Here is a 13,297-nt window from a genome sequence, read left to right as displayed (position 1 = left end):
GGACGAATTTAAAGTCTTCATTCCTCCGAATACGCTTCGCTATTCGGAGCTACGCGGGCTGCATTTGATGAATATTCACATCTGGTCGGCGAGTTGCCAGATAAAGGACTTTTGAAAAAAGCATGCCAACAACGTGATCAATGGGAGTATGCCACCAATGGTTTGCTAACATTTGCGAATACTGTTATTGAACATCAAGGAGCAACTCAAGACTGCAAGGATTTAATGAGCGGCTCCTGTTCATTGATCAACCAATTGCTGGAGAAACAATCTCATAAGGTTGCCCTTTCTCTCCTGCCGGAATGTGTTTCCAAAATCAAACTGCGTTGCAGTGATGCGGAATCTCAATGGAATACGTTATTGGACACGGTTAAAACGGAACCAGTAAGGAGGTTTGACGCTTGTCAATCGGCAAAGCAACTTTTAGGGGAGAACGCAAATACTTCTCTGAAAAAATTAGAAATTCAGGCTAGTCAAATCCAACAGGAAATATCAAGTCTAGAAAATCAAAACAGATCTTCTATTGGGAAAAGCGATTTATCTCAATATTTTTGTAATTGATAATTAGAAAAGTTGGCTTTATGGTCAATTTCAACGCAAAAAAAAATCACGACTCTCGTGGGTAAGGGGAAATATTCCGGCGTTATTCACTTGCCTGTTAGGATCGAAATACCGCATTCGCAATCTCCCCGTAAAATATTTCTAACCAATCCACCATATTAAAGTAGTGCAATCGTCTTCTGACATTGACACTGGCATAACCAATCAACATTTTTTGTTTGTCCTTTAGTCCAATAAGTCTCAAGTGCAGAGTATATCTGGAATTTGTTTTGTGGAATAGATTTGTGGACTCTGGAAGCCTTATAAAACGGCGTCAGAAAGTGAAAGGTTAACCAGTCCAGAAAACGTCCGTTTTTTGGACGCTGTATTTTGTTTTATGTGGTGCGAAATTGGTGCTATATTGGTGTACAACCTGTTTTTGAAAGGTCAGACCATGGTAAGACAAAGCATATCCGTATCGGAACCCAACGACGAATGGTTGAAAGCCCAAGTCGCCAGTGCAGAGTACAGCAGTAAAAGCGAGGCGATTAACGATCTTATCCGGCAGGCACGGCGGCGGCAGCTTGAAATCGAGCATATTCGTTCTGAACTGATTAAAGCGGAACAGAGTGGTTTTATCGACGAGCAGCCGGACGAATTATTGGCCAACTTCAAGGAAGAAGCACGGCAAGATGGGCTCTTATAAACTTTCGAAAAAAGCCCGCGCCGATTTGAAGAGAATCTGGTTATACGGCGTTAAAACGCATGGTAATCAGAGGGCCGATAAATATCATCAAGGGATGCTTGATCGTTTTGCACACATCGCTGAACAGCCTTATCTATATCAGGCTGTTGACTCTATCCGTGCTGGGTACAGGCGTAGCGTGTATGGCACCGACAGCATTTATTACCGGATCAATGGCAGCGTAGTCGAAATCATGACTATTTTAGGCCATCAGGATACGGAAGATTGGCTATAACAAGCAGTTTTGTTACCAATGTCGTTAAGTTAAGGGAAAATCCCCTCTCCCCGCGGGAGAGGGTCAGGGTGAGGGGGATCAAAATAAGGCTTTTTCCCTTTTCTAATTCTCCTCACCCCAGCCCTCTCCATCAGGAGAGGGGGCTTAACTTAACGGCATTGGTCTTGTTACCAGTTGCCATTTTTATCAGTGGAAAGCCTGGTGCTATACAAACCCGAAAAACGCGTGCGACCTACTCAGCCTTTGCGGACACTTGAACGTTCCCGAAAGACTGTTTTCATGCTCCGCGAACCTATGCTGACGACCTAACAGGCTGGTGAAAAACCCGTCGATATTTCCCCTTACCCACGATGTAAGTGATTTTTTCGAGTTGAAATCGGTCATGACATCGAGTTTCAAGCGTTTTGCCCCGGTTTCAAGGGCTTTTTATTCGCCTGAAGCCGTCTGTGGACGGTTTTCAGGCGAACTTCACCCTAGGCGGGTGCACTCCACGCCGGTTTCGGCGTGAACACCAATAGGTTGAGCATGCGCGTCAGGTTGTAGGCGGCAAAGCAAAACAAGGCCTGACCCGCGACTTTGGCTAAGCCGATGTGACGGGTTTTGCGCAGGCCGCCGACCGTTTTGACCCAGCCAAAGGCTTCTTCGACGATTTTGCGGCGCTTGAGACTTTGGGCGTAACCTTTGCCGCGAGCGGTCCGGCCATCGACGACACTGCCGGTCTTTTTGCGGGCCACATGGGCTTTGATGTCACGGGACTCGAGTCCGTTGACGAACGCCGCTTGGTCGTAGCCTTTGTCGGCACCGACGCTGCCGCCTTGGGGCACGCGGCGTTTGATCATGTTTTGCGCGGCTTCGATTTCGGCGGTGCCGGTGGCTTGAGTGGTTTCGACATCGACAATCAGGCCGTTGCGATTCTCGGACAAGGCATGGGTGATGTAACGCAGTTTGGCCTCGGTGTATTCGCCTTTCTTGTAAAGCCGGGCTTCGGGATCGGTCGTACTGTGGTGGGTGGCGTTGCTGCGCTTTTCGCCGCTGAAGTCGACCTCGGGATTGCGGCCGGCGGGTTTGTCCGGGCCGCTGCCGTCTTTTTTAACGAAGCTTTTATGCGAGGCCCAGGCTTCAATGAGGCTACCGTCGACGCTGAAGTGTTCGTCGGACACCAGATTTTGCCATTCGGCTATGGCCAGTACCCGCTCAAAAAATTCGCGACTCAGGGCTTCGGACAGCAGGCGTTCGCGGTTGGCACTGAACACTGTGCGTTCCCACACGGCGTCGTCGATGCCCAGACCGACAAACCAGCGAAACAACAGGTTGTAGTCCAGTTGTTCCATCAACTGACGCTCGCTACGGACCGTATACAGGACTTGTAACAGCAAGGCGCGCAGCAGTTTTTCAGGGGCAATCGAGGGACGGCCTGTGTGCGAGTAACGCTCGGCAAAGACGGCATCCATCGAGGCCAGTACGCCATCGACCAACAGCCGTAAACGGCGCAACGGATGCTGCTTGGGAATGCGGTCTTCCAGGTTGATGTAGCTGAACCAGTTGTTTTGGATGGCATCGTGTCCGCGCATTGAAAGGCTCCAAATTTAGGTAGCCTATTTTAACAGTTGGCGGCTCATCTATGCCTTAGCTTACTTGGCTTTTCGAGTTTTTCACCAGCCTGCTAATAGCGGCAATTGTACTATTATTTGTATTGTTCTCAATTTGTTGGCCATAAGCCGATTTGGGATTGCAGACGTAGGCCAGATTTAGTATTAATGTAACACAGTTCGAGATATGACAATTTTTGCAATAAATAATATAACCATAATACAATTAGTTCGTTTCATGGTGCCTGCTGAGTTTTGTATTGTTTTACCTAGCCTGAGGTCTTGTATGGATTCGCCAGCTAAATAAGATGAATAGTATAGAAATTTATTCAATGGCTTAATTGATTGATGGGTTTCATTGGTTTTTAATAGATATTAAAAACCTCAAATTTTATTAATAGATAGGCCGGTTTTAATCGTCGTTTTTTAAAGGATTAGGTAATTGCAATGAATAAATTCTTTGATAGGTTATCTTTATTTGCGAATAGGTTGTTTTGTTATTGCATTCTTTTAGGAGCATTGCTTATCGGTTATGGAGGGATCATTGAGAATAAAGTTGTCACACCACTTAACAAAATGACACTGGTATCGTTCATTGTTTTTTCGATAGCAGTATGTTTTCCGTATACACTAGATTTAATCTGCAAAAATTTAAAGTACAGATTGACTGAATTTAGGCGCTTTATAATAGTTTTGGCGTGCTTAATTGCTGGACTCATATTAAATGACAATATACAGAAGTCGGATTTTGAATATATCAAAATTCATTCTGAGATTTTGATTTAATTAGGTCCTGAATATGTTTCGAATAACAGTGCAAAACTAGCGCGATTAGGCAGAGGGTTTTATTCCTCTAATCCAGAAGTTTTTTCCAATATAGATGTTAAAACAAAATTAGATATAGAAACGCAAATAGGGGCTCAAGAGGCAAAAGAAAAGGCGGAAGCCGAGGAAAAAGCTGCACAGGCTGAAGCAGCCAGGGCAAAGGAGGCAGCACTGACAAAAGCTGCACAGGCAAAAGCGGAAGCTGAAGCAAGAGCAAAAGCTGCAAAGGAACAGGCAGAACTGAATGCCAAGCTTGCTATGGAGCAGAAATTAGCCGAAGAAAGATTGGCAGCAGAGAAAAAGGCAGATTTATCAGCACAGAATGAAATGATAATAACTTGTGTTAAGCATGCCATAAGAGTCGGATATCAAGACTCCTCATGCGCTTCCAACTATATCGATACTTGTATCCGAACTCAAAGCCAAAAGGAAATGGCTGGAGCACTAGGTATAAGCAAGATGTTGAATGCGGTAAAAGGAGTTTGCCCAAACTCAAAATCTGCATATGCGAACGTACCAGGGATTTTTGATTCTATTGTTTCACAGTTAGATAAACCTTAAAAACGGATTTCAGGTATTTATAGTGAATCGATATATAGTAAATAGACTAATTCAGCCCTCTCATAATCCGTCATTAATTACAAAATGGTCAACACCCGTTCTTGGTTTTGGTGATTATTACCGTGCATCAGTTTCTACTGTCGGATTAAATCCCAGTTTCAGGGAGTTCAACAACCACAATGGGCTGCTATTGTCACCGAAAAATCGTTTAGAAACCCTCAAAACCTTAAATATACAGAATATTAGTCACGCATTGCCATACCAGCTCCAACTTATTGAATGCGCATGCTTACAATATTTTAATAAAAACCCATGCAAATCTTGGTTTAATAAATTTAATCCCATCCTTAATGTATTAAGTGCTTCATATTACAACGGTGAAGCATGTCACCTTGATTTAGTGCAAAGCACGACATATGAATTCATTAAAGGTGCAATATCTCTAGCTTGCACAGAGTCGAGCGCTCCGCGTAGTTTTTGTGTTATGGGATGGAGCATTAATATACAGTCATCACATGGAGTTACAACGCAACTAATTCAAGATATTGCCGCAAAATGCGTTTAGTTTCTTCAGGGCTGTATGTGCAGAAGAAATAAATAGATTGCTGCGTTTCGTAAATTCACCACCCACGCTTTTGCTGGCAAATTGGCCATTGGTAAATATGTTTCGTCAGGCACGTTTAGGCCGGCGGCCGCAGATGTCCAGCGACATATTTCAGTTGCAAATAATCCCGGTCGAAAATTGCGCTGATTGCTGGTTTGCGGATTTTTGATTGCAGGTTGCTACAACTAGCTGCGAGAGCCTCTGCCATGGGTAGGACAACCCCCTTATTCGAGATTGACTTTGAAGCGATGTGGATCGGCAAGAGGGACAGCGCGCTCATGACTTAAGGGTATACTAATGATTATCAGGCAAATCTGCGTGATAAGTTGATATTGCCGGTCTTTTCAGGCGTTTTTGCCCTGATAACTCCCGAACCGGGCAAATGTGCCTTGATAATCTGATATTAGCCATAAATTCAGGCAGATTTGTCTATATAGTATATTTTCGCCTGACTATAGAGGTTAACAGTCTTATGTCAAGTTCAAAATCGCCGACTTTGTTGGAAGATGTTCGCCGCGTCATGCTATTCGCTGCATACCAAACGTACGTATTCCGAGTGGATCAAGCAGTTCGTGAAGTTTCATCAACTGAATGAGCGAGCTGGGCTGTTTGAAAACAGCGAGGCCAAGATAGAAGCGTTTTTAAGCTATCTGGCGACAGAGCGCAAGGTGGCATCGGCCACCCAAAATCAGGCGATGAATGCTTTGGTGTTTTTATACAAACAGGTGCTGAATATGCCGCTGCCCCAGCGCATCGAGGCTATCCGTTCCAAAACCAGTCGCCATATACCGGTGGTGTTGACGATAGACGAGGTCAAGCTGGTTTTGCCGCGTGTGGAAGGCGTGGCGCAGTTGGTGGTCAAGCTTTTATACGGCAGTGGTTTGCGGATTACCGAGGCTGTCCGGTTGCGGGTACAGGTATAAGCAGATTACCGTACGTTCCGGCAAAGGCGACAAGGATAGGGTCACCACGTTTTCTGCAAGCCTGATGCCTTTATTACAAAATCATTTGGAAAAGGTCAAGGCGATTCACGAACAGGATTTGGCTGATGGTTTCGGCGCGGTGTATTTGCCGTACGCCTTGGCTAAAAAGTATCCCAATGCCGAGCGAGAGTGGGGCTGGCAATATGTGTTTCCAGCACGTTCCTTATCGGTCGATCCCTTGTCCGGCGAGACTCGACGCCATCATATCGATCAATCGTTGGTGAATAAGGCTATCAAGGCTGCGGTTCGGCAAGCCGGTATTGCCAAACGGGTTTCCGCGCACACCTTTCGGCATTCTTTTGCCACACATCTGTTGCAACGTGGTTCGGATATTCGAACCATTCAGGCGTTACTGGGGCATAGTGAGCTGGAAACGACGATGATTTATACCCATGTTTTGAATCAGGGTGGGCAGGGCGTCATCAGTCCGCTGGATGATTTGGCTATTTGATTGGTCAGTGTGACGATTTAGGAGAAAACTTGAACACTATTTTCGATTTAGCCGAGCGCTGCTTGTTCGGAGAGGAGGATAGGGTCAGATCTTGCAATCATGCAACTATGAAAGATCTTGGTATATTTTAAGACCTTTCCCATTGGATTCAAAAAATTGGGAAGTTCTAAATCAATTCAAAGCCACGCCAGTAATGGCGTTGAAAAAACTCCTGTGGGACTTTCGCGGTTTGTTTGAATGCACCCGATGTAAGGTAAATCAATCGCCCGCCACGGTATCCACCAACAAAATCCGCTCGCTATCTAGGCGTAAAGACAGGGTTTTACACAGCAAGCTGGTTTCAAAATCCATGTAGCGCTCGGAAGTGACGATGCGGTTGCGGTCGCCGCAGTTTTCCAAGGCCAGCAATTGAAAGAAATAGGGGCGCCAAGACCAGTTAAAACCGATCTTACGCGGATCGGTAAACCACTGGTTTTCTTTGAAATTAAAATCCGGCGAAACCTGGTCGCCGTGGTTGTTGCACAGATAAAACCGTATCACGCCGCTATCAGTAAAGTTCCAGCTGACCAGTTCATTCAAGTTAAAGTCGTCCTGCAAGGTTTCGGCCAGCTTGTAAATCAAGGTCTTGGTGGTGTTGATGGCGCTGACTTTCTTTTGCACCTTAACCAGCGTGTTTTTCAAAAATTTAGTGCGCAATGAAGCGATGTGTTGTTCGTAAAGCTCGGCATGCTGAAAATCAGCTTCGGCTTTGGCAAACAAAAACCCCTGCATGAATTGCGCGCCGCAGTTCAAACTAAATAAAAATGCTTCGTCGGATTCCACGCCTTCGCAAATGATCCGGCAGCCGGTGCGTTTACCCAGACGGGAAATCATATGAATGATGTCGCCGGCGATGCCGCCCTTGGTGGCCAGCTTGAACAGCCGCATGTCGATTTTGATGATGTCGGGTTGAATGGCGATCACCCGTTCCAGTTGCGAGGCGCCGGCGCCGAAATCGCCGATAGCCACACTCAAGCCGTGTTTGCGGTAGCGCTGCACGATCTGTTTTAACTTTTGCGGATCGACATGCGCATTGGAAATTTCCACGATGATGCGTCGCCGGTCGATATTCAACTCGTCCAACATCCGTAGCGTGGGCAGCGTGTTTAATTGGCGCAGATTTTCTATCCAGGCCGCGGAAATATTCAGCGCCAGATAGCTTTGCGTATCGGCCAATTCCGAAAACTTTTCCAGAGCTTGCCAACGTACCTGCCTGTCCAGTTCTATCCGGGTTTTGGCATCCACCTCGGCGGAAGAGAAGAGGGCGCCGGCAGACACGACTTTGCCTTTGCCGTCGTATTGGCGGGCCAGGGCTTCGTAGCCGACGATTTTGCCGCTGGCCACCGAAATAATGGGTTGGAAATACGGAAATAACTGTGTTTTAGCTTGCATCGTCCCTTGGGCTATTAATTTAACTGGGTTTGGTTAAAAACTCCTTCAACTCCGCGACGCAGGAACCGCAACCGCTACCGGCGCTCAAACAGGCGCTGATGTCGGCGACGCTTTGCAATTGCTGGGCTTGCACCGCGTGTCGGATAGTTTTTTCGCCCACATTGAAACACGAACAGACGATTCGGCCAATATCGGCTTCACCTTTTGGCGGCAGTCCGCTTAGCAAGCTCAGGCGCTCGGCGCGGCTCAGCTCAATTTTAGCGAATAAACTGCCCAGCCAGCCAGGCTCGGGCAGTTCGCAATCCGGTCCGACGAACAAACAGGCTTGTAATTCGCGATTCGGTAAATAAGCGGTACGGTAATAGCCGGCTTGTTGGTCGCTGTATTCCAGCCAGCAGTTATCATCATCGATATGTCTTGTGTCAGCGAGCAGCGCGCGGCTCCAGGCCCGCCAGTCCTCGCCGGGTTTGGTAGACGCTAACTCGTAACGAAAATAGCGGTCGCCGCGCACACTGACTTGATACTCGGCCCCGCCAATTTGTAAGGGACGGCGCGACAAAATAGTGGCATACCAACGTGCCGGCCAGGCATGGATTGTGGCCGGTGTTTGCTTGCTTTCCGGTTGCCCGGAATAGGGATCGATCACCGGATTGACCACGGCACCCATGCGGCCGTGGCTGCTGAGTTGTTCGGTCCAGTGCATAGGTACGAACAGACTGCCGATTTGTTGCCCCGGATTGAGATCGACGCGGGCCAGCATAGAGCCCCAACGGCTTTCTATCTGCGCCAGACTGCGAGCGCTTAAGCCGAGGCGTTCAGCGTCGGCGGGGTGTATCTCGACGAAAGGTTCGGGGCGGTGCGCGTTTAATTTGGCGGCCAGACTGGTGCGGGTCATCGTGTGCCATTGGTCGCGCAGGCGGCCGGTATTCAGCGTAAACGGATAATCGTTATCCGGCGCGTTAACAGGCGGACGCGGGGTAATCGGGATGAAGCGGGCTTTACGATTGCTTGTGTAGTACTGGCCGTCAGTAAACATTCTGGCTGCGCCTGCGCTTTGCTGGTGGGTGACCGGCCATTGCACCGGTTGCAGCGCGTCATAACCTTGCCCGTCCAAGTGGACAAAGGCCGATAAATTAAAATCGCGTAACTGATGCTCGTCATCGTTTTCGAAGGCCGACAGCGCGGCGTGTTCGCGAAAAATATCGGCGCTGGATTGGTAATTAAACGCATCGCTAAAACCCATGCGTTGCCCGATTTGGCTAATGATCCACCAGTCGTGTTTGGCTTCGCCGGAGGCCGGAAACAATGGCCGTTGCCGAGAGATGCGCCGCTCCAGATTGGTGACGGTGCCGTCTTTCTCGCTCCAGCCGGTGGCCGGCAGCAGCACATGGGCCAACTTGGCGGTATCGGTGTTGGCGATGCAATCGGATACCACCACCAATTCGCATTGCTGCAAAGCATGTTTTACTTTGTCGGCGTCCGGCATCGACACCACCGGATTGGTCGCCATAATCCATACGGCCTTGATTTGACCGGCGGCAATGGCGTCGAACATGGCCACGGCCTTCAAACCTTGTTTGTCGGCGACTTTGTCACTACCCCAAAAGCGGCCGACTCTATCGACGTGTTCCGGGTTTTCCAGGTCCATATGCGCAGCCAAGGTGTTTGCCAAGCCGCCCACTTCGCGGCCGCCCATCGCGTTGGGTTGGCCGGTAAACGAGAACGGCCCCATGCCCGGCTTGCCGATGCGGCCGGTGGCGAGGTGGCAGTTGATGATGGCGTTGCATTTATCCGAACCTGAGCTGGATTGGTTGATGCCTTGCGAATAAACCGTGACGGTTTTCTCAGTGCCGGCAAACCAGTCGAACAGTGTGGCGACTGCTTCGCTAGGCAAGCCACAGCCTGCGGCGACCTGCTCGATACTGCCGGCGGTTTTCACAGCTTCTTGCAATGCGGCTTCGAAACCTTCGGTATGCCTATCGATATAATTCTGATCGATCCGGCCGTTTTGCGCTAAATAAGCCAAAATGCCGTTGAACAATAGCGCATCCATGCCCGGTTTAACGGGCAGATGCAAATCGGCGATGTCGCAACTGGCCGTGCTGCGCGGATCGATCACCACGATTTTTAAATGGGGATTGGTTTCCTTAGCCTTGCGAATGCGTTGAAAGGCAATCGGGTGGCACCAGGCGGCATTGGAGCCGACCAGTAAAATCAATTCGGCCAGTTCCAGGTCTTCGTAATTGCAAGGCACGGTATCGGCGCCAAACGCGCGTTTGTAGCCCACTACCGCCGAGGACATGCACAAACGGGAATTGGTATCGATATTAGCGGTGCCGATGAAGCCTTTCATCAATTTGTTAGCGACGTAGTAATCCTCGGTCAGCAATTGGCCTGAGACATAAAACGCCACCGCTTCGGGGCCGTGCTGCGCAATAATGTTATTGAAGCGTTCCGCGACATGATCTAAAGCTGACGCCCAATCGACTTGTTTCCCTTGAATGCTGGGGTAGAGCAGGCGATTTTCCAGCGACACGGTATCGCCCAGCGTCGCGCCTTTGGAGCAAAGTCTGCCGAAATTGGCCGGGTGCTTACTGTCGCCTTTGATGCTGACCCGGTGTGTCGCGTGGTCTTCTATCGTGGCTTCGATGCCGCAGCCGACGCCGCAATAAGGACAAGTGGTTTTGATGGTGTTCATGGGTAAAGGAATTTAAGCCGCGCGCGCGAGCGGGATTCTGCCGAACATCAAGCGGTCGCGGATCGCGGCAATCGGCGTGCTTTCTTTAACCAAATTCAGATACCAGGCACTGTCGCTGGTATCCCCGTACAAAATAACGCCGACGACGACGTCGCCGCGCAGGACGATTTTTTTATAGATGCCCAGGCCGTGGTCAATCAACTGCAAAATCTGGCATTCGCTGTCGCCTTCGAAATCGCCCACCGAGAATAAATCGATGCCGGTGACTTTCAACATCGTCGCGGACGATAAGGTTTTAAATTGGCTGTCGACTTTACCCGCCAGTTGTTGCGCGCAGACTTTGGCCTGTTCGTAGACCGGCGCGACCAAACCGAACAGTTCGCCCCGATGCTGCACGCATTCGCCGACCGAGAATATCGCCGGGTCGCTAGTCTGCATGCCGTCGTCGACTACGATGCCGTGCTGACACGCCAGACCGATGCGTTTAGCCAGACTGATATTGGGCTTAATGCCGGTGGACATGATCAGCATGTCGGCCGGTAATACGCTGCCGTTACTCAAAGTCACCGCGCTGATATGCCCGTCCTGACTGTCTATGCGTTGGATGGTGGTACCCAGATGAAACTGAATGCCCTTATCCGCCAATTGCCGTTGTAAAAACGCCGCAGCTTTACCATCCAATTGCCGGTTCAACAAATGGTCGGCACGGTTGATGACGCTGACTTGCATACCGCGTTGCAATAAGCCGTTGGCGGCTTCCAGACCCAGTAATCCGCCGCCCAAAATGACCGCATGGCGTTTGCTGGCGGATTTTTCGATCATGGTTTCCACGTCGGCGATGTCTCTGAAGCCCAATACGCCTTCGACGTCGCGGCCCGGTATGTCCAGCATCAGCGGCAAGGAACCGGTGGCGATCAACAGTTTGTCGTAAAAGGCGCAGGTGCCGTCGTGGGCGATGACACAGCGGCGTTCGCGATCCACATCGACAACCGCTTTGTCCGGTCCGCAATACAAGGTCACGCGGTTTTTTAGATACCAATCGAAATCGTGAATCATGATGTCGGCAACGCTTTTGGCGCCGAACAACACCGGTGTCAGCATGATGCGATTGTAGTTGCCGTGCGGCTCGGCGCCGAACACGGTAATGTCGTAGCGATCCGGTACGGTTTGAATCAATTCGTCAACGGTGCGCATGCCGGCCATGCCATTGCCTATCACTACCAATTTGAGTTTCATGATGTTGTCGGTACTATTTGCGAAGATCGGTGGGAAATCGGACGCAAACTGTGCAAAACAGTTTGCGCCGCTGCTGCCTAGAAGCTGACGTTGCCTTGCATCCAAATCACTTGGGTGTCCGGGAACGCCGGGTTATCGCTGTTAAAGTTCGCGTACTTGGCTAACAGCGAGTAATGTTTGCCAAACTTTTTCAGGGCCTGAAAATCCCATTCCTTACCGTATTCAATTTTGCCGGTATCGTCTTTAAAGTCGTGATAGACGCCGGTAATGATCAAGCTGTCGTTCATTGCTTTGTAGCTGGCGGTGGCGAAGACGTCGCGGATACCATTAGCCGGTGTAGTCAAAAATAAATCCGCCCACCCCTGGAAAGCGTGATTGGTGCCCAGCGGGGTTTGGAAAGATTTGCCGGCTCCGTAGCCGTTTAGCTGCTCCACGGCACCTGATACGGTCAGATTGTAAGCACTGGCCCCCGCCATCAGGTTAATGCGGTCAGCCTGATAGTGGTTGGGGTTGTCGCCGTAGTCCGATTGTTTGCTCCATTCGGCCGTGTAGATGGCATTGACAGTGTCAAAAAACTGCGGCGATTTGCCGTCGAAGCGCAAGCCGTAGGTTTGTGAGGAGTTAGCGTAGTTAGCGCGTTCGCGGTAATCCAGCCAGTATCCGTAACCGATCAGGTTGCCCCAGTCATTAATCTTGTAATTCAGGTTTAAAAACGGCGCGTTTATCGAATGCGTTTCGCCGAATATGTTTTGGATGTGGTCGATATAGCCGACGTTTGCTGTCAGCCCGAACAAGGTCTGATTATTGTGGGTGATCAGAATCGAATCATAGGTCATTTCCATCTGCCGCCAGCCAACGTTACCGATGAAGCGGTCGTCGTCCAATTTGATGCGTTGCCGGCCGACTTTGATCAGGGTGTCGGCGATGCCTTTGTAGCTGATCCAGAATTGATTCAGCTCGTTACGGGCAGGATCGGCAATGACGGCATAGTTGCGGTCACGGTTCGAGGTAGTACCGCCGCGGTCGTAGTCGGCTTGCGCCGCGTAGAGGCCTTCGTATTCCGCGTAACCTTGGAAATCGTGAAAAACCGGCGTCAGGAAACCCAGCCGCAGGCGCACCGTATTGGCGTTGGCGGTTTCCACCGGCTGGCCGCCCATATTGGCGGGTTTACGAACAGAGTTGTCTTTATCGACATTCTCCCAGCGGTAATTCAAATCCATTTTTACCGCGCCGTTGCTGCCGTAATGGTAGAAATTCAAGGCGTCTTCCACCTCTTTGGTAATGTCGGCGGCGGCCGGTAGGCTGAAGAAGGTGAGTGATAATAGTGTCGCCGGTAACGTGCCGGTTGGACGTTTGAGTGTTTGCGGCATAAGGCCCCCTAGGAAAACAAGCGGTTATA

11 protein-coding genes are annotated in these 13,297 nt (G+C 49.7%); 6 read left to right on the top strand and 5 right to left on the bottom strand.

Features of this window, described 5'->3' with window-relative positions; translation table 11 throughout:
- Positions 1–93 precede the first annotated feature (93 nt).
- The 3 genes from JWZ98_RS12045 (at position 94) to JWZ98_RS12035 (ending at position 1,520) form a co-directional block, all read left to right on the top strand.
- A complete protein-coding gene (locus JWZ98_RS12045) occupies positions 94–561 on the top strand; it encodes a hypothetical protein (RefSeq protein WP_205450239.1) in 468 nt (155 codons plus the stop codon).
- A gap of 376 nt (positions 562–937) precedes the next feature.
- Positions 938–1,246 carry a type II toxin-antitoxin system ParD family antitoxin gene (locus tag JWZ98_RS12040; protein ID WP_240347960.1) on the top strand — a complete coding sequence of 103 codons (309 nt, stop codon included), beginning with the start codon at positions 938–940 and terminating at the stop codon, positions 1,244–1,246.
- Positions 1,233–1,520, top strand: a complete 288-nt coding sequence (locus JWZ98_RS12035; RefSeq protein ID WP_205450238.1) for a type II toxin-antitoxin system RelE/ParE family toxin — start codon at positions 1,233–1,235, stop codon at positions 1,518–1,520. The genes JWZ98_RS12040 and JWZ98_RS12035 overlap by 14 nt, the downstream gene beginning before the upstream one ends.
- Positions 1,521–1,993: 473 nt before the next feature.
- On the opposite strand, the gene JWZ98_RS12030 is transcribed toward JWZ98_RS12035, so the two are convergent.
- Positions 1,994–3,091, bottom strand: coding sequence for an IS5 family transposase (locus JWZ98_RS12030; RefSeq protein WP_205450237.1), 1,098 nt, complete (start codon positions 3,089–3,091; stop codon positions 1,994–1,996).
- A 1,101-nt stretch (positions 3,092–4,192) separates the two neighbouring features.
- On the opposite strand from JWZ98_RS12030, the gene JWZ98_RS12025 reads away from it, so the two are divergent.
- The 3 genes from JWZ98_RS12025 to JWZ98_RS12015 all read left to right on the top strand — a co-directional run bounded on the left by JWZ98_RS12025 (position 4,193) and on the right by JWZ98_RS12015 (position 6,533).
- A complete protein-coding gene (locus JWZ98_RS12025; RefSeq protein WP_205450236.1) occupies positions 4,193–4,495 on the top strand; it encodes a hypothetical protein in 303 nt (100 codons plus the stop codon).
- Between the two features lie 1,110 nt (positions 4,496–5,605).
- On the top strand, positions 5,606–6,022 hold the full coding sequence (locus tag JWZ98_RS12020) for a phage integrase N-terminal SAM-like domain-containing protein (RefSeq protein WP_205450235.1): 417 nt from the start codon (positions 5,606–5,608) through the stop codon (positions 6,020–6,022).
- A complete protein-coding gene (locus JWZ98_RS12015) occupies positions 5,931–6,533 on the top strand; it encodes a tyrosine-type recombinase/integrase (protein WP_205450234.1) in 603 nt (200 codons plus the stop codon). The genes JWZ98_RS12020 and JWZ98_RS12015 overlap by 92 nt, the downstream gene beginning before the upstream one ends.
- Positions 6,534–6,791: 258 nt before the next feature.
- Here the strand turns inward: JWZ98_RS12015 and JWZ98_RS12010 are convergent, their stop codons facing one another.
- The 4 genes from JWZ98_RS12010 to JWZ98_RS11995 form a co-directional block, all read right to left on the bottom strand.
- Positions 6,792–7,964 (bottom strand): EAL domain-containing protein, encoded by a 1,173-nt coding sequence (locus JWZ98_RS12010; protein ID WP_205450233.1) that lies wholly within the window; start codon positions 7,962–7,964, stop codon positions 6,792–6,794.
- A gap of 19 nt (positions 7,965–7,983) precedes the next feature.
- Positions 7,984–10,662 carry a nitrate reductase gene (locus tag JWZ98_RS12005; RefSeq protein ID WP_205450232.1) on the bottom strand — a complete coding sequence of 893 codons (2,679 nt, stop codon included), beginning with the start codon at positions 10,660–10,662 and terminating at the stop codon, positions 7,984–7,986.
- Positions 10,663–10,674: 12 nt separating this feature from the next.
- Positions 10,675–11,898, bottom strand: coding sequence for an FAD-dependent oxidoreductase (locus tag JWZ98_RS12000; RefSeq protein WP_051669854.1), 1,224 nt, complete (start codon positions 11,896–11,898; stop codon positions 10,675–10,677).
- Between the two features lie 77 nt (positions 11,899–11,975).
- Positions 11,976–13,268, bottom strand: a complete 1,293-nt coding sequence (locus tag JWZ98_RS11995) for an alginate export family protein (RefSeq protein ID WP_205450231.1) — start codon at positions 13,266–13,268, stop codon at positions 11,976–11,978.
- Positions 13,269–13,297 lie beyond the last annotated feature (29 nt).

The sequence above is a fragment of the Methylomonas sp. EFPC1 genome (assembly GCF_016925515.1).
Lineage (GTDB): Bacteria > Pseudomonadota > Gammaproteobacteria > Methylococcales > Methylomonadaceae > Methylomonas > Methylomonas defluvii.
Note: the sequence above shows the minus strand (reverse complement) of the source record. Positions and strands in the feature narration are given on the sequence as shown.

What these genes read in the sequence shown, in the direction of transcription:
- JWZ98_RS12030 (WP_205450237.1), bottom strand. Translation starts at nt 3,091, where the DNA reads ATGCGCGGACACGATGCCATCCAAAACAACTGGTTCAGCTACATCAAC.
- JWZ98_RS12040 (WP_240347960.1), top strand. Translation starts at nt 938, where the DNA reads ATGTGGTGCGAAATTGGTGCTATATTGGTGTACAACCTGTTTTTGAAA.
- JWZ98_RS12025 (WP_205450236.1), top strand. Translation starts at nt 4,193, where the DNA reads ATGGAGCAGAAATTAGCCGAAGAAAGATTGGCAGCAGAGAAAAAGGCA.
- JWZ98_RS12000 (WP_051669854.1), bottom strand. Translation starts at nt 11,898, where the DNA reads ATGAAACTCAAATTGGTAGTGATAGGCAATGGCATGGCCGGCATGCGC.
- JWZ98_RS11995 (WP_205450231.1), bottom strand. Translation starts at nt 13,268, where the DNA reads ATGCCGCAAACACTCAAACGTCCAACCGGCACGTTACCGGCGACACTA.
- JWZ98_RS12020 (WP_205450235.1), top strand. Translation starts at nt 5,606, where the DNA reads ATGTTCGCCGCGTCATGCTATTCGCTGCATACCAAACGTACGTATTCC.
- JWZ98_RS12005 (WP_205450232.1), bottom strand. Translation starts at nt 10,662, where the DNA reads ATGAACACCATCAAAACCACTTGTCCTTATTGCGGCGTCGGCTGCGGC.
- JWZ98_RS12035 (WP_205450238.1), top strand. Translation starts at nt 1,233, where the DNA reads ATGGGCTCTTATAAACTTTCGAAAAAAGCCCGCGCCGATTTGAAGAGA.
- JWZ98_RS12010 (WP_205450233.1), bottom strand. Translation starts at nt 7,964, where the DNA reads ATGCAAGCTAAAACACAGTTATTTCCGTATTTCCAACCCATTATTTCG.